The organism is Massilia sp. 01N417, assembly GCF_056399645.1.
On the sequence record NZ_JBFTRS010000004.1, the window covers coordinates 157,290 to 182,033 of the forward strand.

Genomic DNA, 24,744 nt, shown 5'->3' on the forward strand with positions numbered 1-24,744 from the left:
CGCCAACGATCAGATCTCTTCGTACAGCGGCAAGGTCAGGAACTCGGCAAACTCCTCCGACGTCGACATTTGCTCGAAGATCTCGGCCGCGCGCGCATAGCTCGGGTTGTCGCCGTTCGGCGCGACTTCCTTCACCTTGGCCAGCTCTTCCGGAATCATCGCGCGCACCATCTCGGCGGTGACCTTGCGGCCATCGTCCAGCACGCCCTTCGGCGAGCGGATCCACTGCCACACCTGCGAGCGGCTGATCTCGGCGGTGGCGGCGTCTTCCATCAGGTTGTGGATCGGCACGCAGCCATTGCCGGCCAGCCAGGCGCCCAGGTAGTGGATGCCGACGTTGATGTTGTAGCGCAGGCCGGCCTCCGTGATCGGGGTTTCCGGCTTGAAGTCGAGCAGCTGGGCGGCCGTGACCTCGACGTCCGGACGCTGCTTGCCGATCTGGTTCGGCTTGTCGCCCAGCACCTTCTTGAACTCGGTCATGGCCGGCTCGACCAGGCCCGGGTGGGCGACCCAGCCGCCGTCGTAGCCGTCGGTGGCATCGCGCGCCTTGTCGCTGATGACGCCGCCCATCGCGATGGCATTCTTCTCCGGATCGTTCTTGATCGGGATCAGCGCCGACATGCCGCCGATCGCAGGTGCGCCACGCTTGTGGCAGGTCTTCAGCAGCAGCAGCGCGTAGGCGCGCATGAAGGGCGACGTCATCGTCACCTTCGGACGGTCGGCCAGGCAGAACTCTTTATCCAGCTTGAACTTCTTGATGCACGAGAAGATATAGTCCCAGCGGCCCGCGTTCAGGCCGGCGCTGTGCTCGCGCAGCTCGTACAGGATCTCGTCCATCTCGAAGGCGGCCAGAATGGTCTCGATCAGCACGGTGGCCTTGATCGTGCCCTGCGGCAGGCCCAGTTCGTCCTGGGTCATCTTGAAGATGTCGTTCCACAGGCGGGCTTCCAGGTGCGATTCCATCTTCGGCAGATAGAAGTAGGGGCCGGCGCCGCGCGCCAGCTGCTCCTTGGCGTTGTGGAACATGAACAGGGCGAAATCGAAGATGCCGCCGGAGACGCGCTTGCCGTCCACCAGCACGTGCTTCTCGTCCAGGTGCCAGCCGCGCGGACGCACGACCAGGGTTGCCACCTTGTCGTTCAGCTTGTACTGCTTGCCGTTCTGCTCCAGCGAGATGGTGCCGCGCACGGCGTCGACCATGTTCAGCTGGCCGGTGATCTGGTTGTCCCAGTTCGGGGTGTTCGAATCCTCGAAGTCGGTCATGTAGCTGTCCGCGCCCGAGTTCAGGGCATTGATCACCATCTTGCGCTCGACCGGGCCGGTGATCTCCACACGGCGGCACTCCAGCGCCTTCGGGATCGGCGCGATCTTCCAGTCGCCGTTACGGATGTTGGCGGTTTCCGGCAGGAAGTCCGGACGCTCGCCGGCGTCCAGGCGCTTGGCGCGCTCGGCGCGGGCGGCCAGCAGTTGCTGGCGGCGCGGCTCGAACTCGCGGCTCAGCTTGGCGACGAGGGCGAGTGCCTCGGGAGTCAGGATCTGTTCGTAGCCGGGCTTGATCTCGGCGCGGATCTCCATTCCGGACGGGGTGGCGATACTCATGACTTATTCTCCTAGGGTTGGCGTTTGCTATCTGGTCAAGTATATTCACTCAAGCGTCATTAAACGAGACAAAAAATATATTCATCTGTGCGTTTATGTCACAGATGGGGAGCCTACACAGTCAGCATGGGTCATTTTCGTCAGATTTCCACCTTCGTCGAAGTCGTCGCGCGCGGCAGCCTGTCCGCCGCGGCGCGCGCCGAGGGCATCGCCCCCGCCATGATCGGCCGCCGCCTCGACGCCCTCGAGGCCCGCCTCGGCGTCAAGCTGATGCAGCGCACCACCCGCAAGCTGGTCCTGACCGACGAGGGCGCCGCTTTCCTCGAGGATTGCCAGCGCATCCTGTCCGAGCTGGAGGAAGCCGAGTCGGCCGTCTCGGAGCGCAGTGCGCGCGCCACCGGCCACCTGCTGGTATCGGCCCCGGCCGGCTTCGGGCGCCAGCACGTGGCGCCCCTGGTGCCCTCCTTCCTCGCCGAGCACCGCGACCTCACGCTCAACCTGAACCTGAACGACCGGGTGGTCGACGTCATCGGCGAAGGCGTGGACGTGGCGATCCGCATCGCCGCCCTGTCCGATTCCAGCCTGGTGGGCGTGAAGCTGGCCGACAACCATCGCGTGGTGGTGGCCGCGCCGGCCTACCTGAAGCGCCACGGCACGCCGCAGACCCTGGACGAACTCGCGCGCCACAACTGCCTGGCGATCAGCAGCGAAGGCAGCCAGCGCGGCTGGACCTTCCAGGAAGACGGCCGTATCGTGACCCTGAAGGTGGGCGGGAATATGGTCTGCAACGACGGCGCCGTGCTGCACGACTGGGCGCTGGCCGGACGCGGCCTCGCCTGGCGTTCGATGTGGGAAGTGGGGCCGGAAATCGCAGCCGGAAGGCTGGTGCCGGTACTGGAACAATACGCTGCGCCGGGCAACGATATTTATGCGGTATTCGCCCAGCGGCGCCACCTGCCGCTGCGCATCAGGAGTTTCGTCGACTTCCTGCGGCACGCCTATTCCCAGCCGGAGTATTGGCGGAACAAGCTTGGAAATTAAAGAACGTTTCCGACAAAAAAGAATGCTACAGGCAAAAAAAATCCCCGGACATGCCGAGGATTTTTTGCTCACATTCAGCGAGTAATCGTGACGATTACAGCGGCTGGATGTTCGATGCTTGCTTGCCCTTCGGACCCGAGGTCACGTCGAACGAAACACGCTGATTCTCTTGCAGCGACTTGAAGCCTTGGGATTGGATCGCCGAGAAGTGAGCGAACAGATCTTCGCCGCCTTCGTCCGGGGTGATGAAGCCGAAGCCCTTGGAGTCATTGAACCATTTAACGATGCCAGTTGCCATTACTATTTCCTATTTCAGTTGAAGTGGGCTTGCGCCCGTTTACGATCGTTTGAAGAAGCAAGAAACAAATGACAGACTAACTGCACTGCAACCGCGAATCCAACGATCCCACATTATACCGAATAAACCAGAACATACACGGTTTTCGAAAAATAAAAAGCGCGATTCGTGACATTCCTAAAACCAACTTTCACGAGCCTTTATTTAACGTCGGCTGTAAGCAGAATATAGAGTAACGAATCTTGGCAAGTTTGTCATATATCAAACGACTTTCAGACAAAATTCTTGTCCAAAGATCAGATGCCAGACTCGTCATTGGGATAGGCGTCCTTCGGGTCGCGCAGGGCCCAGGCCACGAAGACGTCCAGTTCGCACAGCCAGGCGGCCCAGTCGTCCGGCGCGACGGCGTCGAATGTCATCAGGACCCGCAGGCGCTGTTCAAGGTTGCGGGCCTGGTGGCCGAGGATGCGGAAACCGAAGGTGGCGGAGGAGCCCGCCAGGGTGTGGAGCACGGCGTGCAGCTCGCTGATGAGCTCAGGCTGCGGCCGAACCGTGTCGAAGGTGTTGCGCGCAGCCGACAGCCGCCCCAGGGTCAGCGGCAGGGAGGCCGCGAATTTGTCGTTCAGCGCTGCCAGACGCTCGAAGAATTCGACGTCGACCGCACCGTTCATGCCCTGGGCCGTGCTCATCGGCGTGCGTTACTTGGTGCCGAAGATGCGGTCGCCCGCATCGCCCAGGCCCGGAATGATGTAGGCGTGGTCGTTCAGGTGGCTGTCCAGCGAGGCCACGTAGAGCTTGACGTTCGGATGGGCCTTGTGGAACACCTCCACGCCCTCCGGCGCCGCCACCAGGGCCAGGAAGATGATCTGGTCGTCCGGCACGCCGCGCTTCTTGAGCACGTCGACCGCGTAGACCGCCGAATTGCCGGTCGCGACCATCGGATCGCAGAGGATGAAGGTACGCTCGTTGGTGTCCGGCAGGCGCACCAGGTATTCCACCGGCTGGTGCGTGTCCGGATCGCGGAACACGCCGATGTGGCCGACGCGGGCCGACGGCACCAGCTCGAGCAGGCCGTCGCTCATGCCGACGCCGGCGCGCAGGATCGGGACGATCGCCAGTTTCTTGCCGGCGATGACAGGCGCGTCGATCGTCATCAGCGGGGTTTCGATCTCGCGGGTGGTCAGCGGCAGATCGCGCGTGATCTCGTAGCCCATCAGCAAGGTGATCTCCCTGAGCAACTCGCGGAAGGTCCGGGTCGAGGTGCCGCGGTCGCGCATGTGCGACAGCTTATGCTGGATAAGCGGGTGATTCAGGATGAACAGGCTGGGGAAACGCGGATCTTGTTTCATTATCGAACTCTATCTAATTGCGGTCAGCGATGCTGAAAGAGCAGCATTATCCCAGCCGCGGGACCATTTGTCCCTATCTTGTTGAAGAAATTTCCAGAGCGCGGGCCAGGATCGCGGCCGCGTCGACCCCATCCGGCAGCCGACCGAAGGCGCCGCCGACGTCACGGGCGATGCGCGAGGCTACGAAGGCATCGGCCAGCTGGGCCGGCGCATGGCGCAGCAGCAGCCCGGCCTGGACCCCGACCACCAGACGCTCGGCCAGGCGGCGCGCACCGGATTCCGGCACCGCCCCCCCGGCAAGTTCGTCGAGCAGGCCCGTACACCAGGCGTCGAAGCGGGCATCGCGTCCGGCCGCCAGGCCCAGCTCCCGCGCCAGGGCGGCGCCCGCCTCGGGCGACCTGCCGAAGGCGCGCAGCACGTCCAGGCACATCACGTTGCCCGAACCCTCCCAGATCGAGTTCACGGGGAATTCGCGGTACAGCCGCGCCAGCGGGCCATCCTCGACATAGCCGTTGCCGCCCATGACTTCCATCGCCTCGGCGCCGAAGGCCGGGCCGCGCTTGCACAGCCAGTATTTGCCGGCCGGGGTCAGGATCCGGCCGAGCAGCACCTCGTCCGGATCGTCCTGGCGGTCGTAGCAACGGGCCAGGCGCAGCGCGAAGGCGGTGGCCGCCTCCGATTCCAGCGCCAGGTCGGCCAGCACGTTCTGCATCAGCGGCTGCTCGGCCAGCGGACGGCCGAATACGCTGCGTCCGCGCGCATGGTGCAAGGCGTGGCAGAGGGCGGCGCGCATGATGCCGGCGGTCCCCAGCACGCAGTCGAGCCGGGTATGGCTGCCCATCTCGAGGATGGTCGGGATGCCGCGCCCTTCGCGCCCGATCATCCAGCCGACGGCGTCGCAGAACTCGACCTCGGACGACGCGTTCGAACGGTTGCCCAGTTTGTTCTTGAGGCGCTGCACGCGGATGGCGTTACGGCTGCCATCCGGCAGGAAACGCGGCACGAAGAAGCAGCTGAGTCCGGCGCTACCCTCGCTGCCGGTCTGGGCCAGCACCAGGTGGGCATCGCACTGCGGCGCCGAAAAGAACCATTTATGGCCGACGAGCGCGAATGCGCCCTCGCCTTCTTCGCCGAAGCGGGCTTTGGCGTGTTCCCGATCGAGTGGCGTGGCGCGCGTGGTATTGGCGCGCACGTCGGTGCCGCCCTGCTTTTCCGTCATGCCCATGCCGATCAGGGCGCCGCGCTTCTGCTCCACCGGCAGCGAGCGCGGATCGTAGTCGCGCGACAGGATCTTCGGCAGCCAGCGCGCGGCGATCGCCGGGTTCTGGCGCAGCGCCGGCACCGAGGCATAGGTCATCGTCACCGGACATTGCGAGCCGTTCTCGACCTGGCCGAACAGCAGGTAGGCGGCGGCGCGCGCGACCTGCCTGCCGGGCTGCCCAGCTTCGTTGCGCTCCCACGGCAGCGAATGCGCGCCGTTCTCGATCAGCATGCTCATCAGGCGATGCCAGGCGGGATGGAATTCGATCTCGTCGATGCGCGTGCCGGCGCGGTCAAAATTCAGCAGCCGCGGCGTGAATTCGTTGGCCAGCCGCGCCAGGTCCAGCACCTCGTTGCTGCCCAGCCTGGCGCCGAGCGCGTCCAGCATCTCCGTGGCCCAGCCGGCGCCTTCGCGCTCCAGGCCCTCGCGCAGGGCGGGGTCGCAGCGGAACAGGTTGACGTCGCCGAAGGGCGGCGCCTGGTTGAAGACCTCGTGCGTATCGAATCGGTTCATGGCCGCGTCTCCTTGCGTGGTGTCCAATTGTTGTTGCACGTAAGCATCATGGCTAGGAAGGAAAAGTTTCCTATTTGCACTATATCGGCGACAATGCAGCGGTTCGGCGCCGCAATCGAGTTATCGACAAGGCAACAAGGCTAGCCTAAAGCCTTTTGCCGGGCAAGCACGACCTGTCCGAAACGGCAGCTGCGGGACCTCAAGAGACGGCCAATCAGGCGAACGCATTGTGTTTTTTAATGCTCTTGAGAATCTTTCAGTGATACATTGCCTGTTGATTTGGTACACTCGTGCGGCTCCACCGGAACCCGTCGTTTCGGCCAAGATAAGAAAGCAGATATTTTAATAATGCGCCCCGGTTCACCAGCAGCAGCGAACGAGGATCCGCGCCATGCGCCTGCGGTCCACGGACTGGATGCGCTCATGGAAGCGGCGGGCGACATCGCGTTCCGGATCGACCCCTCCGGCCTGATCCGCCATGCCAGCCGGCGCACCCTGCGCCTGCTCGGCGCCGCCGAACTGCGCGGCACCACCCTGTCCGCCCTCGCCCTCGACGTCGACCAGCCCGCGCTGCGCAACGCCATCGTCGACGCCACTGCGCGCGCCGAACCGGTACTGGTCGAAGCCCGCGTGCGCGCCGGCGAAAAGGATACCTGGTTCGAACTGCGCGTCAGCCTGCTCGACGGCGGCCCGGAGCTGCTGGCGGTCGGGCGCGACATGTCGTCCCAGCGCGCCACCGAGCAGCGCCTGCGCCACATGGCGACCCACGACGCCCTCACCGAACTGCCGAACCGCCTGCTGCTGTCCGACCGCATCCGCATGGTGATCGCGAACGCCCGCCGCTCCGGCCAGGGCTTTTCGGTCGCCACCATCGGCCTGGACGGCTTCAAGAAGGTCAACGACGGCCTCGGCCACCCGGTCGGCGACGCCGTGCTGCGCATGGCCGCCGGCCGCCTGCGCAAGACGCTGCGCGATTCCGACACCCTGGCCCGCGTCGGCGGCGACGAATTCGTCGCGGTCCTGCCAGGCACGTTCAACGAAGCGCAGATCAAGCTGGTCACCGGCCGCCTGCTGGCCGCGCTGCAGTCGCCGTTCGAGATCGACAGCCATACGGTCTACCTGGGCGCCTCGATCGGGGTCTCGGTCTATCCGGACCACGCCGAAGACGAGGTACGCCTGGTGGCCCTGGCCGACAGCGCGATGGGCAGCGCAAAGGAAACCGGCGGGGCCCGCACCGTCACCTACAGCGCGCATACGGCAGGCGAAATGCGCGGCCCGCACCAGCACGACATCTCGCTCGAAGCCGCGATGTTCTCGGCGGTGCGCGAGGGCGAGTTCATGCTGTACTACCAGCCGATCGTCAGCAGCCGCACACGCCGCATCGAAGGTTTCGAGACCCTGATGCGCTGGAAGCACCCGACCCTCGGCATGGTGCCGCCGGTCCGCTTCATCCCGATCGCCGAGACCAATGGCCTGATCAACATGCTGGGCGCCTGGGCGCTGAAGTCGGCGCTGGTGCAGTTGCGCCAGTTCGAGGAAGTCGCCAGGCGCGACCTGTACATCTCGGTAAACATCAGCCCGCGCCAGTTCCGCAACGACCGCTTCCTGTCGGTGCTGGACGATGCCCTCGCCTTTTCCGGCACCCCCGGCGACAAGCTGGTGCTCGAGATCACCGAGGGCACGCTGATGGTCGATCCGGCCCACGCCGAGAGCATCCTCGGCAAGATGGCCGAGCGCCGCGCGCGCATCGCGATCGACGATTTCGGCACTGGTTACTCCTCGCTGGCCTACCTGAAACGCTTCCCCATTTCGGTACTGAAGATCGACCGCGCCTTCATCAAGGACCTGCCCGCGTCCGAGAAGGATGCGGCGATCTGCAACGCCGTGCTCGACCTGGCCAAGCACCTCGACCTGTCGGTCGTGGCCGAAGGCGTCGAGACCGAAGAACAACTCACCTACGTGGAGTCGCGCGGCTGCGACTACGTGCAGGGCTACCTGACCGGAAAGCCCATGTCGGCGCACGTGGCCCTGGCCGCACTGAAGGAAGACCTGTACACCGAGCTGCTGCCGGACGACCTGCGCGCGGGCACACCATGAACCAGACACTCCAACTCGAGCGCTCGCCGAAAGCGGACGCCACCCTCGCCCTGCTGTGGGAGCGTATCCGCCGCCGCGGCGACATGCCCGGCTTCACGCGCGCCATCAACGCCATCCTGGCCTCGATGCGCGGCGAAGACGAGCGCGATTTCTCCATGACCCAGACGGTGCTGTCCGACCCGGTGCTGACCCAGAAGGTGCTGCGCCTGGCGAACAGCGGCATGTACTCGGCCTTCGGCCAGCGCATCAACACCGTCTCGAAAGCCGTGCTGGTGCTGGGCACCGAAGCCATCGGCCACCTGGCGCTGGGCCTGAAGCTGATCGAGGAGCTGAGCAAGTCCACGCCGGATTCGATGCAGGCCCACATCGAGATGGAAAAGGCGGTGCTGGCCGGGATGGTGGCCCAGCAGGTCGCTTCCAAGGCCGACGTGCGCGACCCCGAGGAAGCGGTGGTCTGCTCGATCCTGCACTCGCTGGGTCGGATGATGGTGACCTTCTACCTGCCGGAACGCTGGACCCTGCTCCAGCAGGCCGCGAGCGAAGGCGCGGGAGACGCCGCCGCACTCGACCAGCTCGGCCTGACCCTGGAACAGGTCGGCCGCGCCACCGCCGAACACTGGGGCCTGCCGCGCAACCTGATCGCCGGCATGCGCCGGATCGAACCGGGCGAACGCGGCGACGGTTTCGGCCACGACGACTGGCTGGCCGCGCTGGGCACCATGTCCTCGCAGTGCGCCGAGTCGCTGTGGCACGGCGACGAACAGGGACTCGAACAAGTCGCCCAGCTGGCCTCGAGCTTCGCGCCGATGCTGGGCATCGAGTCGGAGAAGATCGTCGGCGCCATCGAGCAGGCCAAGGTCGAAGCGGCGGCCGACCTCACCATCGCGCCGCTGGCGAACCCGCCCGAGAAGCGCGCCCGCGCCGCCGCCGCGACCCGCATGCGCGATGCCGGCAACAAGATCCTGAAGGCCGGCGTGGCCGAGATGCGCGAAGCGGCCGCCGGCGCGACGCCCGGCCAGATGATGTCGATCGCGCTCGAAACCGCCTACCACGGCCTGTCGTTCACGCGCGCCTTCGGCTTCCTGCGAAGCCGCCGCGAGGGCAAGTACAGCGCCAAGATCGGCCTCGGCGATGGCGCCCGCACCCTGCAACCGAACCTGGTGTTCGACGACACCTACGAGCCGAACGTATTCTTCGCTTCGCTCGGCAGCGACCGCGTGATCTTCATCGAGAACGCACGCGACCCGAAATTCGCCAGCAAGCTGCCCGGCTGGTGGAAAGGTACCCTCGGCTCGGCGCGCTGCTTCGTGATCATTCCGCTGTGCACCCATGGCGAACCAGTCGGCTTCATCTACGGCGACTGGGACGACCGCTTTCCCCAGGTCTTCCTGAGCCAGACCGAATTCGGGCTGCTGAACGATTTGCGGGCGCTGGTGGTGAAGTCGGTGGAGCGCAGGCAGCAGTTGGAGGCGGTGGCTACTCGCGCCTGATTTCCATCGTCCCGTTTGCACCCTCATTCCCGCGAAAGCGGGAATGGCGTTCGGAATAGCCCTCCCACCGCCAGAACAAGCCGGCCGCCCCAGCCGCCAGCACGCTCAAGGCCATCCCCGCCCCATACACCGAACCCGGCCCCAGCCGCTCCCAGCACCACGACATGAACAAGCCCCCGCAAGTACCGCCGATCCCATAGGCGATACTCATGAACAGCGCCTGCCCGCGCGCCTGCAGCGGCCCGCCGAACCAGCGCTGCATCGCGGTGATCGAGGCGCAGTGATGGGCGGCGAAGGTGAAGGCGTGCAGCAGCTGGGCCAGCACCAGCACCGGCAGCCAGCCGGCGCCCAGGCCGATCATGCCGAAGCGCAGTACCGCTACCGCGAACGAGGCCATCATCGTGGTGCGCACGCCGACGCGCCGCAATACGCTGGCCTGGAAATAGAAGAACACTACCTCGGCCAGCACGCCCAGCGACCACATCGTCCCGGTCAGCGCCTTGCCGTAGCCGGCCCGCTCCAGGTACAGGGAGTAGAAGGCATACAGCGAGGTATGCGCGCCCACCATCAGCGCCGCCTGCGCGAAAAAGGCAATCACCGCCGGCTGGCGCAATACCTGCAGCAGGGGCGCCGCGGCGTGCGGACCGTCCAGCCGCGGCGCCTCGCGGATGCGCAGCGACTGCCCCAGCACCAGCAGCAGGACCAGGCCCGCCAGCCAGGGCAGCGCGGCGACCCCGAGGCGGTCGAGCGCGAAGCCGGCCGCCATCACGGCAGCGACGAAGCCCAGCGAGCCCCACAGCCTGACCCGCCCGTAGCGGCTGGTGTCGCCGCGCATCTCGGCCAGCATCAGCGCTTCGGTCAGCGGCCCCTGGGCGCTGGTGAACAGGTTCAGGCAGACCATCGCGACGAAGAAGTGGGCGAAGCCGCGCCCGAAGGCGATGCCGGAGAAGGCCGCCAGTGCCCCGAGCGCCGTCATGCGCAGCACCAGCACGCGCCGGCTAGTGTGGTCGGCAACCCAGCCCCACAAAGTCGGGCCGACGATGCGCATCACCTGGACCAGGGACATCAGGATGCCGACTTCGGCGGCGGTCACGCCGTGGGCGGCGAAATAGAGAGGAGCGTAGGTGGTCAGCGTGCCCATGAACGCGTAATACACGAACAGGAACAGCGCGAAGTTGGCGAGGGGGCGGTACATACGGCGGCCGTCATTCCCGCGACAGCGGGAAGTCAGTTCCGGCAATGCCGGAACCGACGGCGAACTTGGCTCAAATACGCGGCGTGCCGACCCGCACATCCCCGCACTGCGCCCGGTGCATCAGCGCATGGTCGATCAGCACCAGCGCCAGCATCGCCTCGGCGATCGGCGTCGCGCGGATGCCGACGCAGGGGTCGTGGCGGCCGAAGGTTTCGACGCTGACGGGCTTGCCGTCCTTGTCGATCGAGCGGCGTGGCGTGCGGATCGACGAGGTCGGCTTGATCGCGATCGAGACCGTGATGTCCTGGCCGGTCGAGATCCCGCCCAGCACGCCGCCGGCGTTGTTGCCGACGAAGCCTTCCGGGGTCAGCTCGTCGCCATGCTCGGAACCCTTCTGCGCCACCGACAGGAAACCGGCGCCGATCTCGACGCCTTTCACCGCGTTAATGCCCATCATGGCGTAGGCGATGTCGGCGTCCAGCTTGTCGTACAGCGGCTGGCCGAGGCCGACCGGGACGTTCTTCGCCACCACGTCGATGCGCGCGCCGATCGAGTCGCCGGCGCGGCGCAGGTCGTCCATCGCGATTTCCATGCGCGCGATCAGGTCGGCGTCCGAGGTCGCGGCGAAGAAGGGGTTCGCATGCACGTGCTCGAAGGACTGGAACGGGACCGGGATGTCGCCGAGCTGGGACATGCAACCCATGAACTCGGTGCCGTAGTGCTCGCGCAGCCATTTCCTGGCAATCGCGCCGGCGCCCACCACCGGCGCGGTCAGGCGCGCCGACGAACGGCCGCCGCCGCGCGGATCGCGCACCCCATACTTGTGCCAGTAGGTGTAGTCGGCGTGGCCGGGGCGGAAGGTATCGGCGATGTTGCCGTAGTCCTTGCTGCGCTGGTCCTCGTTCGGGATCAGCAGCGCGATCGGGGTGCCGGTGGTCACGCCCTCGTAGACGCCGGACAGGATCTGCACGCGGTCGGCTTCCTGGCGCTGGGTCACGTGGCGCGAGGTGCCGGGCTTGCGACGGTCCAGCTCGGGCTGGATATCGGCCTCGGAAAGAGCGAGCCCTGGCGGGCAGCCATCGATGACGCAGCCGATGGCCGGGCCATGCGACTCGCCGAAAGTGGTGACGGAAAACAGCTTGCCAAAGGTATTACCGGACATGGATGCGTGAGTTAAGTAAACGGAATGGACGATTCTACCAGCAGGACCCAAACCATGGTGGCGAGGGGTCGCGGAACAACGCTTTCGATGTTGCCGTAGAGAATTTTTTTCCTGTCGAGCTGGCAACTCAGATATACTAGATTTCATTGTTCCATGCCAACCTGGAGATACCGCAATGCCCGCACCGACGACGCCTCAGGGCCAGGCGCAGGACGACGAACTGGTGTTCGTCGACGAAGCGCCGGCAGCCTCCGGCGCCCCGGACAACGAAGCCGGCAGCGCCGGCGCGTGGCGGGTGCTGATCGTCGACGACGACGCCGACGTCCACTCGACGACCACCTTTGCCCTCGGCAGCCTCGAACTGCACGGCCGCAAGCTCGCCTTCCTGCATGCCTACTCGGCCGCCGAGGCGCGCGCCCTGCTGGAGCGTGAAGGCGACATCGCCGTGGTCCTGCTCGACGTCGTCATGGAAGAGGCGGACGCCGGCCTGCACCTGGTGCGGTACATCCGCGAAACCCTGGGCCGGCACGACCTGCGCATCATCCTGCGCACCGGCCAGCCCGGCTACGCGCCCGAGATGGACGCCATCCGCGGCTACGACATCAACGATTACCGGACCAAGTCCGAACTCACGCGCACCAAGCTCTACACCTCGGTGGCGTCGGCGATCCGTGCCTACGAACAGATCAGCGCGCTGGAAGCCAGCCGCCAGGGCCTGGCCGAGGTGGTGCGCGCCAACGCCGAGCTGATGGCGCTGCGCACCGTCGGCGGCATGGCGGACGGCATCCTGCGCGAAGCGGCCCGCCTGATCGGCCAGCCCGCGCCCGGCCTGATGTGCGCCTGCCTCGGCGGCCTGCAGGCGGCGGCATGGCAGGTGCTGGCGGCCACCCACGACAAGGCTGCGCTGGCGCCGACCGGCATGCTGGCCGCCGGCAGCGACCCTGCCGCGGCCGCGATCCGCCAGACCCTCCTCGAACAGCGCCACGTGTTCGGCGAGCGCTACCTGACCCTGTATTTCGGCGGCAAGGCCCACTGCGACTTCGCCGCCTGGATCGAGCTGGAGCGTCCGCTCGATCCGCTGCGCCGCGGGCTGCTGGAGTTGTTCGCGTCGAATATCGCGGTCGGCCTCGACAACGTGGCCCTGCTGACCGACCTCCAGCGCGCCGCCTTCTACGACCCGCTGACCGGCCTGCCGAACCGCACCCGCCTGGTCGAACTGCTCGACGAAGGCATCACCCGCAACGCCGACATGGCGGACGAGGTCGTGTGCCTGATCGACCTCGACCACTTTGCCGAGATCAACGACGCCCTCGGCCACCAGTTCGGCGACGCCCTGCTGGTCGCGGTGGCCCAGCGCCTGCGCGCCCTGCTCGATCCGCGCCTTCAGCTGGCGCGCATCGGCAGCGATATCTTCTGCGTGCTGGGCGACGCCGCCGCGGTCGATCCGGAAGCGATCCGCGCCCTGTTCGCGGCGCCCTTCTCGATCGAGGGCCAGGACCTGCAAGTCTCGATCACCCTTGGCCTCGTGCGCATGCTCGAGCACGACGGCAGCGGCGCCGACGCCCTCAAGGACGCCGACATCGCCCTCAAGCGCGCCAAGAGCCGCCAGCGCGGCGGCCACTTCTACTTCTCGCGCGGCATGGGCGTGGAGATCCGCGAACGGGTGCGCCTGATGCACGCGCTGCGCAGCGGCTTCGCGCGCGGCGAACTGTTCCTGGCCTTCCAGCCCCAGGTCGAACTGGGCGCCCACCGTCCCTTCGGCGCCGAAGCCCTGCTGCGCTGGCGTACCGAGGATGGACGCCTGGTGCCGCCCGACCGCTTCATCCCGATCGCCGAGTCGTCGGGCCTGATCATCGAGATCGGCGAATGGGTGCTGCGCCAGGCCTGCGCCGAGCTGATGCGCCTGCGCGCGGCCGGCTACCTGGACTTCACGATGTCGATCAACGTCTCCCAGGTGCAGTTCCGCCACCCGGGCTTCCTCGACATGCTGCGCACGGCGCTGCTCGAAACCGGCGCGCCGCCGGAGCGGGTCGAACTGGAAATCACGGAATCGATGGCGATGGAAGAGCCGGACCTGCTGATCGAGCGTCTCGACGCGATCAAGCGCACCGGCGTCTCGATCGCGATCGACGACTTCGGCACCGGCTTCTCGTCGCTGTCCTACCTGCAGCGCCTGCAGGTCGACCGCCTGAAGATCGACCGCGCCTTCGTCACCGAGATCACGGGCTCGGCGCGCGGCAGCAGCATTGCGGAAATGGTGATCGAGCTGGGTCGGAACCTCGGGCTGTCGATCATCGCCGAGGGTGTGGAGGACGAGCGCCAGGCGCAGATCCTGCAGGCGCTGGGCTGCCCGCTGGCGCAGGGTTTCCTGTTTTCGCGGCCGCTGGCGCCGGAACAACTGCTGGAGTGGCTGGGGGCGGATGCGCTGACGCGCGCGGCTTGAATATCAACTACGTCGTTCCCGCGCAGGCGGCAACCCAAGTTCGCCGCGAACTGACGGCGCCTGCCTGCACTACCCAAGCAAACCTGGATCCCCGCCTGCGCGGGGATGACGGTCTTCAGGCCAACACTCAGTCGTCAGCCGCCTGCTCCGCCGGCCAATCCCGAATATAAGCCTTCAACATCCGGTTCTCGAAACTCTGCGCCTCCAGCACCGCCTTGGCGACGTCATAGAACGAGATCACGCCCAACAGGGTGCGGGCGTTCATCACCGGCAGGTAGCGCGCATGCTTTTCCAGCATGATGCGGCGGACCTCGTTGACCTCGGTGTCCGGGGTCACGGTGATCGGGCTGTCGTCCATGTGCTTGCGCACGCTGCCGGCGGCGGTTGCGCTGCCGAAGGTATTGACGGCCTGGATCACTTCGCGGAAGGTCAGCATGCCGACCAGGTCGCCGTATTCCATGACCACCAGAGAACCGATATCGCGCTCCGCCATCGTCGCCGCGGCGTCGGCCAGCGGCGTGTCCGGAGACACCGTGTAAAGGATATCGCCTTTCACCTGCAGGATTTCAGATACTTTCATAGTGGTCACCATGTCGTGGGTACGTGGTACGGGAGCGCTGGGAACGAGAGAGCTGGACACTGGATTCGGAGGTACTTGGACCTTATTCAACACATAACGCCGACTCTAGCCTATGCCTTCCGAAAAAGCCATACTTGCGCGCTAACAAACTTGCACAAATGATGATTTAAGGCTCTTGGCGATGTCGCATTGCTATCGGCTGGTGGTAGGATGCCGCTCGTCACCATCACTACGGATGAACAGATCATGAGCGGTCCCAGGTATCCCGGCTTCGACACCCTGTCCCTGCACGCCGGCGCCAGCCCCGACCCGGCCACCGGCGCGCGCGCCACGCCGGTGTATTTCACGTCCTCGTTCGCGTTCCGCGATGCGGACCACGCGGCCTCGCTGTTCAATATGGAACGCGCCGGCCACGTCTATTCCCGCCTCTCGAACCCGACCAATGCCGTGCTCGAGGAACGCATCGCCGCCCTCGAAGGTGGCGTGGCCGGCATCGCCACCGCCAGCGGCCAGGCCGCGCTGCACCTGGGCCTGTCCACCATCGCCGGCGCCGGCAGCCACGTGGTCGCCTCGCGCGCCCTCTACGGCGGCTCGCACAACCTGCTGGCCTACACCCTCAAGCGCTTCGGCATCGACACCAGCTTCGTCGATCCGCGCGACCTCGACGCCTGGCGCGCCGCGATCCGCCCGGAAACCAAGGTGCTGTTCGGCGAAACCCTCGGCAACCCGGGCCTGGACGTGCTCGACGTCCCGCGGGTGGCCGCACTCGCCCACGAGCACGACCTGCCGCTGATGGTCGATGCCACCCTCAGCACGCCCTGGCTCATGAGACCCTTCGATCACGGCGCCGACCTGGTGCTCCACTCGGCAACGAAATTCCTGTGCGGGCACGGCACCGCGATCGGCGGCCTGCTGGTCGACGGCGGCAGCTTCGACTGGCAGCGCGCCCATGCGCGCACGGGACGCTTCGCCGAACTGTGCGAACCGTATGAGGGCTTCCATGGCATGGTGTTCGCCGAGGAGTCCACGGTCGCTGCCTTCGCCCTGCGCGCGCGCCGCGAAGGCCTGCGCGACTTCGGCGCGGCGATGAGCCCGCACAACGCCTTCGCCATCCTGCAAGGCATCGAAACCCTGGGCTTGCGCATGGAGCGCCACGTCGCGAACACGCGCAAGCTGGTCGAATTCCTGGCCAGCCACCCGGCGGTGGAATCGGTGGTCTGGCCCGAGCTCGACAGCCACCCCGACCACGAGCTGGCCAAGACCCTGCTGCCGCGCGGCTGCGGCGGCGTGTTCTCCTTCCACCTGCGCGGCGGACGCGCGGCCGGCAAGCGCTTCGTCGACGGCCTGAAGCTGTTCTCGCACCTGGCCAATGTCGGCGATGCGAAATCGCTGGCGATCCACCCCGCCTCGACCACCCATTTCCGGGTTCCCGCCGACCAGCTGGCCGCGGCCGGGGTCGGCGAAGGCATGATCCGGCTGTCGGTCGGCCTCGAAGATGCCGACGACCTGATCGAAGACCTGACGCGCGGGCTGAAGCTGGCCCAGAAGGGAGCCTGAAATGATTTACGAGATCAGCGGCGCCCCGGCCTATGCCTACACGGGCGGCAAGGCCTTCGATACCCGCCAGCCCACCATCGTCTTCCTGCACGGCGCCCAGAACGACCACTCGGTGTGGGCCCTGCAGAGCCGCTGGTTCGCCTGGCACGGCTGGAACGTGCTGGCGCCCGACCTGCCCGGCCACGGCCGCAGCGGCGGTCCGGCCCTCGGCAGCGTCGAGGCGATGGCCGGCTGGCTGCTGGCCCTGCTGGATGCGGCCGGCGCCGGCCAGGCCGTGCTGGCCGGCCACAGTATGGGCTCCCTGATCGCGCTGGAAGCCGCCCACCGCGCGCCCGGCCGGGTGACGGGCCTGGCCCTGCTCGGCACGACCTGGCCGATGAAGGTGTCCGACACCCTGCTCGCCGCCTCGAAGGACCGGCTGCAGGACGCGATCGACATGGTCAACATCTGGTCGCACACCGGTCCGCTGCCGCGGCCGGCCTGCCCGGCGCCCGGCTTTTCCGTCACCGGCCTGTCGCGCCGCCTGATGCAGCGCCTGGCCGAGCAGAACCCGGACCAGCTCTTCCACACCGACTTTTCGGCCTGTAATGCCTACGCCAACGGCGGCGCGGCGGCGGCCGGCGTCGCCTGCCCGACCCTGTTCGTACTGGGTACGCGCGACATCATGACCCCGCCGCGTTCCGCGCAAGCGCTGACGTCAGCCATCAGCCATGGCAAAATCGTCAGCGTGGATGCCGGCCACGCCATGATGGCCGAGCAGCCGGATGCGGTGCTCGACGCGCTGATCGCCTTCGCCGAAGCCCGCCGACGATAAGAGGAGACCTCGAGATGGCGGCCGTTCGCTACAGCAGCTTTGCGGAGTTCTATCCTTACTACCTGACCCAGCACGACAACCGCCTGTGCCGGCGCGCCCATTTCATCGGGACCTCGTCGGCCATCGCCGCGATCGCCCAGTACCTCGACAGCCTGAACCCCTGGTGGCTGCTGTTCGCGCTGGCAAGCGGCTATGGCGGGGCCTGGATCGGCCACTTCGTCTACGAAAAGAACCGCCCGGCGACCTTCGGCAATCCCTGGTGGTCGTTCCGGGCGGACTGGGTGATGTACTGGCAGATGCTGACCGGGAAGCTCAGCTGGTAACGTTGACGAGGCTGAGCAGGCCGTCGGCGGAAGCCTGTTTCAGGTCCGCATCGGCGGCGGCGATCGCCTCCCTGGTCAACTCGGCGGCATCCTGCACGCCGAAAGCCTGGTTGCGGCCGGCCGTCTTGGCCAGGTAGAGGCAGAGGTCCGCCAGGTGGACCAGCTGCTCCCAGCCGGGAGCCGCCTCGCTGCCGCCCGGGTTCGGGCAGAAGCCGATCGATACGGTGATGGTCAGCTCGCGCTCCTCGGCGACGATGGCCGTGCCGGACACCGCCGCCAGCAGGCGGGCGCAGACCTGGCGCGCCTCGTCGGTGGCGACGCCGGGCAGGTAGGCCAGGAATTCCTCGCCGCCCCAGCGGATCAGCACATCCTGTTCGCGCAGCGCCCCCGCCAGGCGCGCGGCCACGTTCTTTAGGACCACGTCGCCGGCCCCGTGGCCGAAGCGGTCGTTGATGGATTTGAAGTGATCGACGTCGAGCAGGAGGAAGACGCCGCCGGCCTTGTCTTCGCCGCGGCTGCGCTGGGCGTGCAGTTGCGGCACGACCTGCTCGTAGAAATAGTGGCGGTTGAACAGGCCGGTGAGCGAGTCGCGGGTGCTCTGCAGGAACAGCTGCTCGTTCTTCAGCTTCAGCGTGGCGTTCGCCTTCCTGACGCGGGTGTACAGCAGGGCGATCAGGACGACCGCGGCCAGGGTCGTCGCGCTGAGCAGGACCCACATGCGGCGCAGGCGCTTGACGTTGGCCAGTTCGGCCGCCCTCAACTCGCTTTCGTGGTGCAGTGCGGCCAACTCGGCCTGCTTCTTCTGGACCGCGTAGGCACGCTGCAGCGCCTGGTAGGACAGCTGCTTTTCCTTGCGCCAGGCGGCCAGCGATACCGAGCCGGCCTTCTCGTAGATCGTCAGCGCGTCGTCGCCCCAGCCCACCTGGTTCAGCGCGTGGCCGTAATCCAGCAGCATGCGCACATAGCGCTCGTCGCCCTGCATGCCGGCCAGCGCCTTCTCGACCATGGCGCGGCCGCCGGCGATGTTGCGGAAATAGATGGTGGCGATGCCGAGCTGGAAGGACGCGAGCCGGCTGCCGGTGTCGTCCTCGTATTCGCGCGCGATGCGCAGCGCCGCTTCGCTGGTGCGGGCCGCTTCGCCGAAGCGGCGCGACTGGATATAGAGCTCGGCCAGGTTGGCCATCGGCACCGCCAGGCTCTCGCGGGCCTGCAGCTTTTCGAGGGTCTCGACGGCCGCCAGCAAGGCCTTCTCGGCGCGCTTCTGGTTGCCGGCGCGGGCGGCGGCCGCGTATTCCGTCAGCCTGGCATGGGCCAGCTGGGCCGGGATGCCGCGGCTCCTGGCGATGGACACCAGTTCGTCGCTCAGCGACAGGGCCTGGGCCGCGCCGGCGGTGCCATTGCCGGCCAGCAGGCGCACGTGTTCGCGCAGCGCCATCGACAAGGCGTCCGGGTCGCCGCCCGCACGGGCCAGGACCACCGCGCGCGTCATGAAGTCGAGGGCAGCGTCGAGGCGGCCTTCCTGGTCGGCCAGCAGCCCCTGGGCGACCAGGGCGCGGGTCTGCAGGTGGACGTCGCGGCTGTCGGCGGCCAGTGCGGCGCCGTCGTCCACCAGGCGGCGCGCCGCATCCTGGTCGTGCACCAGCCTGGACAGCACCAGGCCGTGGTTGAGCATGGCCTTGGCCAGCAGGTTATCGTCGTGGGATTCGCGGGCGATCTGTTCCGCCTGGACGGCGGCATTCAAGGCTTCGTGCTTGCGCCCGCGCCAGAACCAGGCGCGGCTGCTTTCCACCAGTACCAGGCCCAGTTGCGGTCCGCTGCGCCCTTCCTTCAGCACCTCGAGCTTGCGCAGGGCGTCGAGGGGCATGACATAGGCTTCCTCGCGGGCATTGATCAGCTCGTGATTGAATTCGTACTGGTCGTCGCCGGCATGGGCCAGCGCAGTCCAGCACAGGAACAGCAGGCCCAGGAGCAAGCGGCGCACAACCATGTGGTCTCCAAACGTATGCCGAGAATAGTAACATCAGGCAACGCAAGATTCCACAATTCAACTATATCCCCAGCGAAACAAACTGGAACTGTTGGCGAACAGCAACTTGAACAGCGGGCTAGGTGTGAAGTTGCAAGAGGTTGTTTCGGCTGGATGAGAGCCTGGACATCGGTGCTTTGCCGCCGATGCCCTGGTGCGGGCGGTGCCAGTTGTAGTGATGGTTCCACTGACGCAGCATGTTTGTTCGCTCGTCAGAGTTCTTGTAGACGAAGCCGTAAGCCCATTCACGTAGTGCCGACTGGATGAAACGCTCGGCCTTGCCGTTCGTTTGTGGCCGGTAGGGCCGTGTATAGCGGTGCTTGAGTTCCAGGGCTGCRCAGACACGGCTGAAGCTCTTGGCGCGGAAGGCCGAGCCGTTGTCGGTCAGGAGTGCCTTCGGCCTGGCGCCCAGCGACGAGTAATACGCGTAGGCGTTGGTCAGGAAGCGGCATGCGTTCTCCTGCGACTCGTCGGGATACAGCTCGGTGTAGGCGATCCGTGCATGGTCATCGATAGCGACAAACAGCACTTCCCAGCCGGCGCCGCGGCTGCGGTCACGGCGGTCGCCAGTCGCGCGGTGTCCGGTCTTTTCAATGCGCCCGAGTTTCTTGGTGTCGATGTGGATCAGGTCCCCTGGTCGCTCATGTTCATAGCGCTGCACCGGTTCTGCCGGCTCCAGGTCGGACAGGCGCGCCAGGCCGGCACGAGTCAGCACCCGGCTCACTGTCGCCTTCGATAGCGACAGATACTCGGCGATGCGCGCTTGCGTCATGCGCTTCCTGCGCAGCTCCACGATGGTCAGCGCTTTTGCTGCGTCGATGGCACGTGGGCTGCAAGCTGGACGGGACGACCGGTCGACCAGCGCAGTGCGTCCTTCGGCCAGAAAACGGCCAACCCACTTGCGAACTGTGGCGCTACTGACGCCATACAACTGGGCGGCTTGAGCGGCCACCAGSCCACCTTTGAGGACRTCTTCGACCATTTCGACTCGACGGATGAAGGTCAATCGGGCATTCTTATGGATGTTCATTCGGTTGGTCACTTTGAAAACTGGGGGTTTGGCGATTTCCAGTTTCTCAAATCCAATCCGAATGAACCAGAACAACCTATTGAAACATCACAGCTAGGCGGAGAAATGCGCCGCCAGGGTCTGGTCCAGCCCGCGCTCCACCGCCGCCTCGACCCGGCGCGCCAGCGTGGCCGTATCCAGCGCCAGCGGCGAAACCTGGGCAGTCTCGCCCGAAGCCGCGCCCGGCGCGGGCGGGCCCTCGACACCGGCGCCGCCGAACACGAACAGGCGGTAGACGTCGGACAGGCGGATCAGGCCGGGATCGACCAGCAGCACCCAGCCGTCGCCGCCCTGGCGCGCGCCGCGCCCCCAGATCGCCTTGACCGTCTCCTCCGCATGCACCCGGCCCACCCAGCCGACCGCCACCATCTGTTCGAGCAGCAGGGTCATCTCGTCGTAGCCGATGCGGGTGTGGGCGCGGATCTGGGCGCCGGTCGCCAGCGCGGTGCCGGTGGTCGCGGCGGCGCCGTGCAGCACCTTCAGGATCGCCATCGCATCGACGAAGGCGCCGCCCGGCACCGGCTCGTACCACCAGCGCTCGTACTTCACCACCGGCAGCGCGGCGGTGAGCAGGGCGCCTACCAGGGTGATCAGCCACGACAGGTACAGCCACAGCAGGAACAGCGGCAGCGCCGCCAGCGCGCCGTAGATGATGGCGTAGGTCGGGAACTGGCGGATGAAGATGGCGAACACGCGCTTGGCGATCTCGAAGGCGATCGCCGCCACCAGCCCGCCCCACAGGGCGTCGCGCCAGTCGACCCAGCGGTTCGGCACGGTCATGTAGAGCAGCGTGTAGGCGCCGGTGGTCAGCGCCACCGACATCGCGGTATAGAACAGGGTGCCGATGAAGGGAATCGCGCTCATCAGGCCCGTGGTGGCGCTGAACAGCTGGGAGGTGAGGGTCAGCGAAATACCGAACAGCAGCGGCCCGAGCGTCACCAGGGCCCAGTAGATCAGCACCCGCTGCACCAGCGGGCGCGGGCGCTTGACCCGCCAGATCTGGTTGAAGGCGCGCTCGATCATGCCGATCATGGCCGCCGTGGTCAGCACCAGGGCCACCGCGCCGACCGCCGACAGCTTGGTCGCCTTGCTGGCAAACTGGGTCAGGTTCGAGGTGATCGTGTTGGCGATCGCCTTCGGCATCACCATCTGCACGAAGTAATGGTCGAGCGAGGAGCGCAGCTGGCCGAAGATCGGGAAGGTGGTGAAGATCGCCAGCACGATGGTCAGCAGCGGCACCAGCGCCAGCGTGGTGGTGAACGTGAGGCTGCCGGCCACCTGCGGCAGCTTCTCGGTCAGCAGGCGGCGGCGCGCGAAACGCACCAGGTCGCGGACCTCGGCCCAGGTCAGGCCGCGCACCTTGTCGACGCCGACGTTGATCATCTCGCTGGTGGAACGGGAAATACTGGAGACGGTTTTGGAAAGCATTGGACCCTGGTAGCGGCGCGCGGTCATGACGCGCTTCGTGTCATATTATAAAGCGCCCTATAATACCAACGATGAACCCAACCAATCCGATCATCCTCGTCCTCTATTACTCTCGACATGGCAAGACACGCAAGCTCGCCGAACTCATTGCCCAGGGCGTGGAGAGCGTCCCCGGCGCGGAGGCGCGCCTGCGCACCGTGCCGGCGGTGTCGACGGTGGCCGAAGCCACCGAACCGGACATCCCACGCAGCGGCGCTCCCTACGTCGAGCTCGAGGACCTGGCGGAATGCGCCGGACTGGCCCTGGGTTCGCCCACCCGGTTCGGCAATATGGCGGCGGCGATGAAGTACTTCCTCGACGGGACCTCGGCACAATGGCTGTCCGGCACCCTGTCGGGCAAGCCGGCTGCCGTCTTCACCTCCACCGGCAGCCTGCACGGCGGCCAGGAATCGACCCTGCTGTCGATGATGATTCCGCTGCTGCACCACGGCATGATGGTGATGGGCCTGCCCTACACCATGCCGGAACTGATGACCACCGAAAGCGGCGGCAGCCCCTACGGCGCGACCCACTGGTCCGGCGTGGACGGCAACCGCCCGATCACGGACGACGAGAAGCGGCTCGCGGTCGCGCTGGGCCGGCGCCTGGCGCTGGCGAGCCGCAAGCTGCAGGGGATGGAGTAGGACATGCAAGTGCATCGGGTATTCCACACGGGGGCGGTGACCAGCCTGGTCATCCTGTGCGTCTGGCTGCTTGCCTGGGAAATCGCGGTCGCCCCGCTGCACCCGGGCGGCTCTCTGCTGGCGCTGAAAGCGCTGCCGCTGCTGCTGCCGCTGCGCGGCGTGATCAAACGCGACCTGTACACGCTGCAGTGGTCGTCGATGGTCATCCTCATCTATTTCGTCGAAGGCGTGGTGCGCGCCTGGAGCGACAAGACCGACATCTCGCGCATCATGGCGCTGGGCGAGGTGCTGCTGGTGGTCTCCTATTTCGTGTTCGCCCTGCTCTACCTGCGCCCCTACAAGAAACAGGCCCAGAAGCTGGCGAAGGAGCTGCTCGACAAGGTAAAAGTACCGCATGACTGATTCCGTATCCGATCTCTTCCTGGCCCATTGCCGCGAGCTGATCGGCGTCGAGCACGTCCTCACCGACGAGGCCGACGTCGCCCCCTACCTGACCGACTGGCGCGGCCGCTTCACCGGCCGTGCGCGCGCCGTGTTGCGCCCCCTCGATGCCGCCCAGGTGGCCGGCCTGGTGCGCCTGTGCGCCGCCCACCGCGTGCCCATCGTCCCGCAGGGCGGCCGCACCGGCCTGGTGGTCGGCAGCGTGCCCGACGAATCCGGCCACGCCGTGGTGCTGTCGCTGCGCCGCCTGAACCGCATCCGTGCCGTCGATCCGGTCAACCGCACCATGACGGTGGACGCCGGCTGCATCCTGCACGACATCCAGCAGGCCGCGAGCCATCACGGCATGCTGTTCCCGCTGTCGCTGGCGGCCGAGGGCAGCTGCACCATCGGCGGCAACCTGGCGACGAATGCCGGCGGCACCGGCGTCCTGCGCTACGGGAATACGCGCGAGCTCTGCCTCGGCCTCGAGGTCGTCACCGCCCGCGGCGAGCTGTGGGACGGCTTGCGCGGCCTGCGCAAGGACAATACCGGCTACGACCTGCGCGACCTGTACATCGGCGCCGAAGGCACCCTCGGCGTGATCACCGGCGCCGTGCTCAAGCTCTTCCCGCAGCCGAAGGCGGGCATCACCGCCCTCGTGGCCCTCGACTCCTGCCGCGATGCCCTGGCGCTGCTGGGCCTGGCCCAGGACACCGCCGGCCCGACCCTGACCGGCTACGAACTGATGAGCGACGTCTGCCTGCGCCTGGTCGGCAAGCACTTCCCCGACCTGCCGCGGCCCTTCCCGCAGACCCACCCCCAGTACGCCCTGCTCGAACTGTCCAGCCACGAGTCGGAGCAGCACGCGGTGCGCCTGCTGGAAGAGACCATCGAACGCGCGCTGGAAGCCGGCCTGGCCCAGGACGCCGTGGTGGCGACCTCGATCGCCCAGTCGCGCGCGCTGTGGGCGATCCGCGAGCACATCCCGCTGGCCCAGGCCGCGGACGGCAAGAACATCAAGCACGACATCTCGGTGCCGATCTCGCGCATCGCCGACTTCGTCGAAAAGACCGACGTCCTGCTCGAACACGCCTGGCCCGGCGTGCAGGTGGTCTGCTTCGGCCACCTGGGCGACGGCAACCTGCACTACAACATCGCGCCGCCCGAGGGTACGCCGCACGAAGCCTTCCTCGCCTATCAGGGCGACGTCAACCGCATCGTGCACGACAGCGTGGCGGCCTTCGCCGGATCGATTTCCGCCGAGCACGGCATCGGCGCCCTGAAACGCGACGAACTGCCACGCTACAAGGCCCAGGTCGAACTCGACCTGATGCGTGCGATCAAGGCCGCGCTGGACCCGCTGGGCATCATGAACCCTGGCAAAATCCTTTGA

21 protein-coding genes are annotated in these 24,744 nt (G+C 66.6%); 10 read left to right on the forward strand and 11 right to left on the reverse strand.

Features of this window, described 5'->3' with window-relative positions:
• Window positions 1-9: 9 nt before the first annotated feature.
• Window positions 10-1,599: a malate synthase A gene (gene aceB, locus AC1DOQ_RS06110; protein ID WP_477361239.1), complete on the reverse strand. Its 1,590-nt coding sequence runs from the start codon at window positions 1,597-1,599 to the stop codon at window positions 10-12.
• A 126-nt stretch (window positions 1,600-1,725) separates the two neighbouring features.
• Here aceB and AC1DOQ_RS06115 point away from each other — a divergent pair, with 126 nt between their 5' ends.
• Complete coding sequence (locus tag AC1DOQ_RS06115; RefSeq protein WP_477361241.1) at window positions 1,726-2,640, forward strand: LysR family transcriptional regulator; 915 nt, start codon at window positions 1,726-1,728, stop codon at window positions 2,638-2,640.
• A gap of 94 nt (window positions 2,641-2,734) precedes the next feature.
• Here the strand turns inward: AC1DOQ_RS06115 and AC1DOQ_RS06120 are convergent, their stop codons facing one another.
• The 4 genes from AC1DOQ_RS06120 to AC1DOQ_RS06135 form a co-directional block, all read right to left on the reverse strand.
• Window positions 2,735-2,938 (reverse strand): cold-shock protein, encoded by a 204-nt coding sequence (locus tag AC1DOQ_RS06120; protein ID WP_036166698.1) that lies wholly within the window; start codon window positions 2,936-2,938, stop codon window positions 2,735-2,737.
• Between the two features lie 296 nt (window positions 2,939-3,234).
• Window positions 3,235-3,627 carry an Hpt domain-containing protein gene (locus tag AC1DOQ_RS06125; protein WP_477361243.1) on the reverse strand — a complete coding sequence of 131 codons (393 nt, stop codon included), beginning with the start codon at window positions 3,625-3,627 and terminating at the stop codon, window positions 3,235-3,237.
• A gap of 9 nt (window positions 3,628-3,636) precedes the next feature.
• Window positions 3,637-4,287, reverse strand: a complete 651-nt coding sequence (gene upp, locus AC1DOQ_RS06130) for a uracil phosphoribosyltransferase (RefSeq protein ID WP_477361245.1) — start codon at window positions 4,285-4,287, stop codon at window positions 3,637-3,639.
• A 73-nt stretch (window positions 4,288-4,360) separates the two neighbouring features.
• A complete protein-coding gene (locus AC1DOQ_RS06135; protein ID WP_477361247.1) occupies window positions 4,361-6,061 on the reverse strand; it encodes an isovaleryl-CoA dehydrogenase in 1,701 nt (566 codons plus the stop codon).
• 348 nt (window positions 6,062-6,409) lie between these two features.
• Here AC1DOQ_RS06135 and AC1DOQ_RS06140 point away from each other — a divergent pair, with 348 nt between their 5' ends.
• Together AC1DOQ_RS06140 and AC1DOQ_RS06145 are read left to right on the forward strand one after the other, a co-directional pair.
• Entirely contained in the window at window positions 6,410-8,158 is a 1,749-nt protein-coding gene (locus tag AC1DOQ_RS06140; protein ID WP_477361249.1) for a putative bifunctional diguanylate cyclase/phosphodiesterase, read from the forward strand.
• Window positions 8,155-9,648: an HDOD domain-containing protein gene (locus AC1DOQ_RS06145; RefSeq protein WP_477361251.1), complete on the forward strand. Its 1,494-nt coding sequence runs from the start codon at window positions 8,155-8,157 to the stop codon at window positions 9,646-9,648. The genes AC1DOQ_RS06140 and AC1DOQ_RS06145 overlap by 4 nt, the downstream gene beginning before the upstream one ends.
• Here the strand turns inward: AC1DOQ_RS06145 and AC1DOQ_RS06150 are convergent.
• Window positions 9,635-10,843, reverse strand: a complete 1,209-nt coding sequence (locus AC1DOQ_RS06150) for an MFS transporter (protein ID WP_477361253.1) — start codon at window positions 10,841-10,843, stop codon at window positions 9,635-9,637. The two genes, AC1DOQ_RS06145 and AC1DOQ_RS06150, sit on opposite strands and share 14 nt — an antisense overlap.
• 70 nt (window positions 10,844-10,913) lie before the next feature.
• A complete protein-coding gene (gene aroC, locus AC1DOQ_RS06155) occupies window positions 10,914-12,005 on the reverse strand; it encodes a chorismate synthase (protein ID WP_477361255.1) in 1,092 nt (363 codons plus the stop codon).
• 175 nt (window positions 12,006-12,180) lie between these two features.
• Here aroC and AC1DOQ_RS06160 point away from each other — a divergent pair, with 175 nt between their 5' ends.
• Window positions 12,181-14,448, forward strand: a complete 2,268-nt coding sequence (locus tag AC1DOQ_RS06160) for a putative bifunctional diguanylate cyclase/phosphodiesterase (protein ID WP_477361257.1) — start codon at window positions 12,181-12,183, stop codon at window positions 14,446-14,448.
• Window positions 14,449-14,575: 127 nt separating this feature from the next.
• Here the strand turns inward: AC1DOQ_RS06160 and AC1DOQ_RS06165 are convergent, their stop codons facing one another.
• The gene (locus AC1DOQ_RS06165; RefSeq protein WP_442122061.1) at window positions 14,576-15,028 is read right to left on the reverse strand and encodes a CBS domain-containing protein; all 453 of its coding nucleotides are present in this window, start codon (window positions 15,026-15,028) and stop codon (window positions 14,576-14,578) included.
• A gap of 246 nt (window positions 15,029-15,274) precedes the next feature.
• Between AC1DOQ_RS06165 and AC1DOQ_RS06170 the strand changes: the two genes are divergently transcribed.
• From AC1DOQ_RS06170 to AC1DOQ_RS06180, 3 genes are read left to right on the forward strand one after another with little or no spacing between them, the layout of a single operon-like run.
• On the forward strand, window positions 15,275-16,585 hold the full coding sequence (locus tag AC1DOQ_RS06170) for an O-acetylhomoserine aminocarboxypropyltransferase (RefSeq protein WP_477361259.1): 1,311 nt from the start codon (window positions 15,275-15,277) through the stop codon (window positions 16,583-16,585).
• 1 nt (window position 16,586) lies between these two features.
• A complete protein-coding gene (locus AC1DOQ_RS06175; protein ID WP_477361261.1) occupies window positions 16,587-17,399 on the forward strand; it encodes an alpha/beta fold hydrolase in 813 nt (270 codons plus the stop codon).
• 14 nt (window positions 17,400-17,413) lie between these two features.
• Complete coding sequence (locus AC1DOQ_RS06180; RefSeq protein WP_477361263.1) at window positions 17,414-17,722, forward strand: Mpo1-like protein; 309 nt, start codon at window positions 17,414-17,416, stop codon at window positions 17,720-17,722.
• On the opposite strand, the gene AC1DOQ_RS06185 is transcribed toward AC1DOQ_RS06180, so the two are convergent.
• The 3 genes from AC1DOQ_RS06185 to AC1DOQ_RS06195 all read right to left on the reverse strand — a co-directional run bounded on the left by AC1DOQ_RS06185 (window position 17,712) and on the right by AC1DOQ_RS06195 (window position 22,245).
• Window positions 17,712-19,709, reverse strand: coding sequence for a GGDEF domain-containing protein (locus tag AC1DOQ_RS06185; RefSeq protein WP_477361265.1), 1,998 nt, complete (start codon window positions 19,707-19,709; stop codon window positions 17,712-17,714). The two genes, AC1DOQ_RS06180 and AC1DOQ_RS06185, sit on opposite strands and share 11 nt — an antisense overlap.
• Before the next feature lie 118 nt (window positions 19,710-19,827).
• Window positions 19,828-20,778, reverse strand: coding sequence for an IS481 family transposase (locus AC1DOQ_RS06190; RefSeq protein WP_477361267.1), 951 nt, complete (start codon window positions 20,776-20,778; stop codon window positions 19,828-19,830).
• A 93-nt stretch (window positions 20,779-20,871) separates the two neighbouring features.
• The gene (locus AC1DOQ_RS06195) at window positions 20,872-22,245 is read right to left on the reverse strand and encodes a YihY family inner membrane protein (RefSeq protein WP_477361269.1); all 1,374 of its coding nucleotides are present in this window, start codon (window positions 22,243-22,245) and stop codon (window positions 20,872-20,874) included.
• A gap of 71 nt (window positions 22,246-22,316) precedes the next feature.
• On the opposite strand from AC1DOQ_RS06195, the gene wrbA reads away from it, so the two are divergent.
• The 3 genes from wrbA to AC1DOQ_RS06210 are packed head-to-tail and all read left to right on the forward strand — an operon-like array spanning window position 22,317 to window position 24,744.
• A complete protein-coding gene (gene wrbA / locus AC1DOQ_RS06200) occupies window positions 22,317-22,928 on the forward strand; it encodes an NAD(P)H:quinone oxidoreductase (protein WP_477361271.1) in 612 nt (203 codons plus the stop codon).
• 3 nt (window positions 22,929-22,931) lie between these two features.
• Window positions 22,932-23,330 carry a DUF2069 domain-containing protein gene (locus tag AC1DOQ_RS06205; RefSeq protein ID WP_442122054.1) on the forward strand — a complete coding sequence of 133 codons (399 nt, stop codon included), beginning with the start codon at window positions 22,932-22,934 and terminating at the stop codon, window positions 23,328-23,330.
• Window positions 23,323-24,744 carry an FAD-binding oxidoreductase gene (locus AC1DOQ_RS06210; RefSeq protein ID WP_477361273.1) on the forward strand — a complete coding sequence of 474 codons (1,422 nt, stop codon included), beginning with the start codon at window positions 23,323-23,325 and terminating at the stop codon, window positions 24,742-24,744. Before AC1DOQ_RS06205 ends, AC1DOQ_RS06210 begins: the two co-directional genes overlap by 8 nt.

What these genes read in the sequence shown, in the direction of transcription:
- AC1DOQ_RS06185 (WP_477361265.1), bottom strand. Translation starts at nt 19,709, where the DNA reads ATGGTTGTGCGCCGCTTGCTCCTGGGCCTGCTGTTCCTGTGCTGGACT.
- AC1DOQ_RS06150 (WP_477361253.1), bottom strand. Translation starts at nt 10,843, where the DNA reads ATGTACCGCCCCCTCGCCAACTTCGCGCTGTTCCTGTTCGTGTATTAC.
- AC1DOQ_RS06120 (WP_036166698.1), bottom strand. Translation starts at nt 2,938, where the DNA reads ATGGCAACTGGCATCGTTAAATGGTTCAATGACTCCAAGGGCTTCGGC.
- AC1DOQ_RS06140 (WP_477361249.1), top strand. Translation starts at nt 6,410, where the DNA reads ATGCGCCCCGGTTCACCAGCAGCAGCGAACGAGGATCCGCGCCATGCG.
- AC1DOQ_RS06115 (WP_477361241.1), top strand. Translation starts at nt 1,726, where the DNA reads ATGGGTCATTTTCGTCAGATTTCCACCTTCGTCGAAGTCGTCGCGCGC.
- aroC (WP_477361255.1), bottom strand. Translation starts at nt 12,005, where the DNA reads ATGTCCGGTAATACCTTTGGCAAGCTGTTTTCCGTCACCACTTTCGGC.
- AC1DOQ_RS06145 (WP_477361251.1), top strand. Translation starts at nt 8,155, where the DNA reads ATGAACCAGACACTCCAACTCGAGCGCTCGCCGAAAGCGGACGCCACC.
- AC1DOQ_RS06165 (WP_442122061.1), bottom strand. Translation starts at nt 15,028, where the DNA reads ATGAAAGTATCTGAAATCCTGCAGGTGAAAGGCGATATCCTTTACACG.
- AC1DOQ_RS06160 (WP_477361257.1), top strand. Translation starts at nt 12,181, where the DNA reads ATGCCCGCACCGACGACGCCTCAGGGCCAGGCGCAGGACGACGAACTG.
- AC1DOQ_RS06205 (WP_442122054.1), top strand. Translation starts at nt 22,932, where the DNA reads ATGCAAGTGCATCGGGTATTCCACACGGGGGCGGTGACCAGCCTGGTC.
- AC1DOQ_RS06170 (WP_477361259.1), top strand. Translation starts at nt 15,275, where the DNA reads ATGAGCGGTCCCAGGTATCCCGGCTTCGACACCCTGTCCCTGCACGCC.
- AC1DOQ_RS06180 (WP_477361263.1), top strand. Translation starts at nt 17,414, where the DNA reads ATGGCGGCCGTTCGCTACAGCAGCTTTGCGGAGTTCTATCCTTACTAC.
- AC1DOQ_RS06125 (WP_477361243.1), bottom strand. Translation starts at nt 3,627, where the DNA reads ATGAGCACGGCCCAGGGCATGAACGGTGCGGTCGACGTCGAATTCTTC.
- AC1DOQ_RS06195 (WP_477361269.1), bottom strand. Translation starts at nt 22,245, where the DNA reads ATGCTTTCCAAAACCGTCTCCAGTATTTCCCGTTCCACCAGCGAGATG.
- AC1DOQ_RS06175 (WP_477361261.1), top strand. Translation starts at nt 16,587, where the DNA reads ATGATTTACGAGATCAGCGGCGCCCCGGCCTATGCCTACACGGGCGGC.
- upp (WP_477361245.1), bottom strand. Translation starts at nt 4,287, where the DNA reads ATGAAACAAGATCCGCGTTTCCCCAGCCTGTTCATCCTGAATCACCCG.
- wrbA (WP_477361271.1), top strand. Translation starts at nt 22,317, where the DNA reads ATGAACCCAACCAATCCGATCATCCTCGTCCTCTATTACTCTCGACAT.
- aceB (WP_477361239.1), bottom strand. Translation starts at nt 1,599, where the DNA reads ATGAGTATCGCCACCCCGTCCGGAATGGAGATCCGCGCCGAGATCAAG.
- AC1DOQ_RS06210 (WP_477361273.1), top strand. Translation starts at nt 23,323, where the DNA reads ATGACTGATTCCGTATCCGATCTCTTCCTGGCCCATTGCCGCGAGCTG.
- AC1DOQ_RS06135 (WP_477361247.1), bottom strand. Translation starts at nt 6,061, where the DNA reads ATGAACCGATTCGATACGCACGAGGTCTTCAACCAGGCGCCGCCCTTC.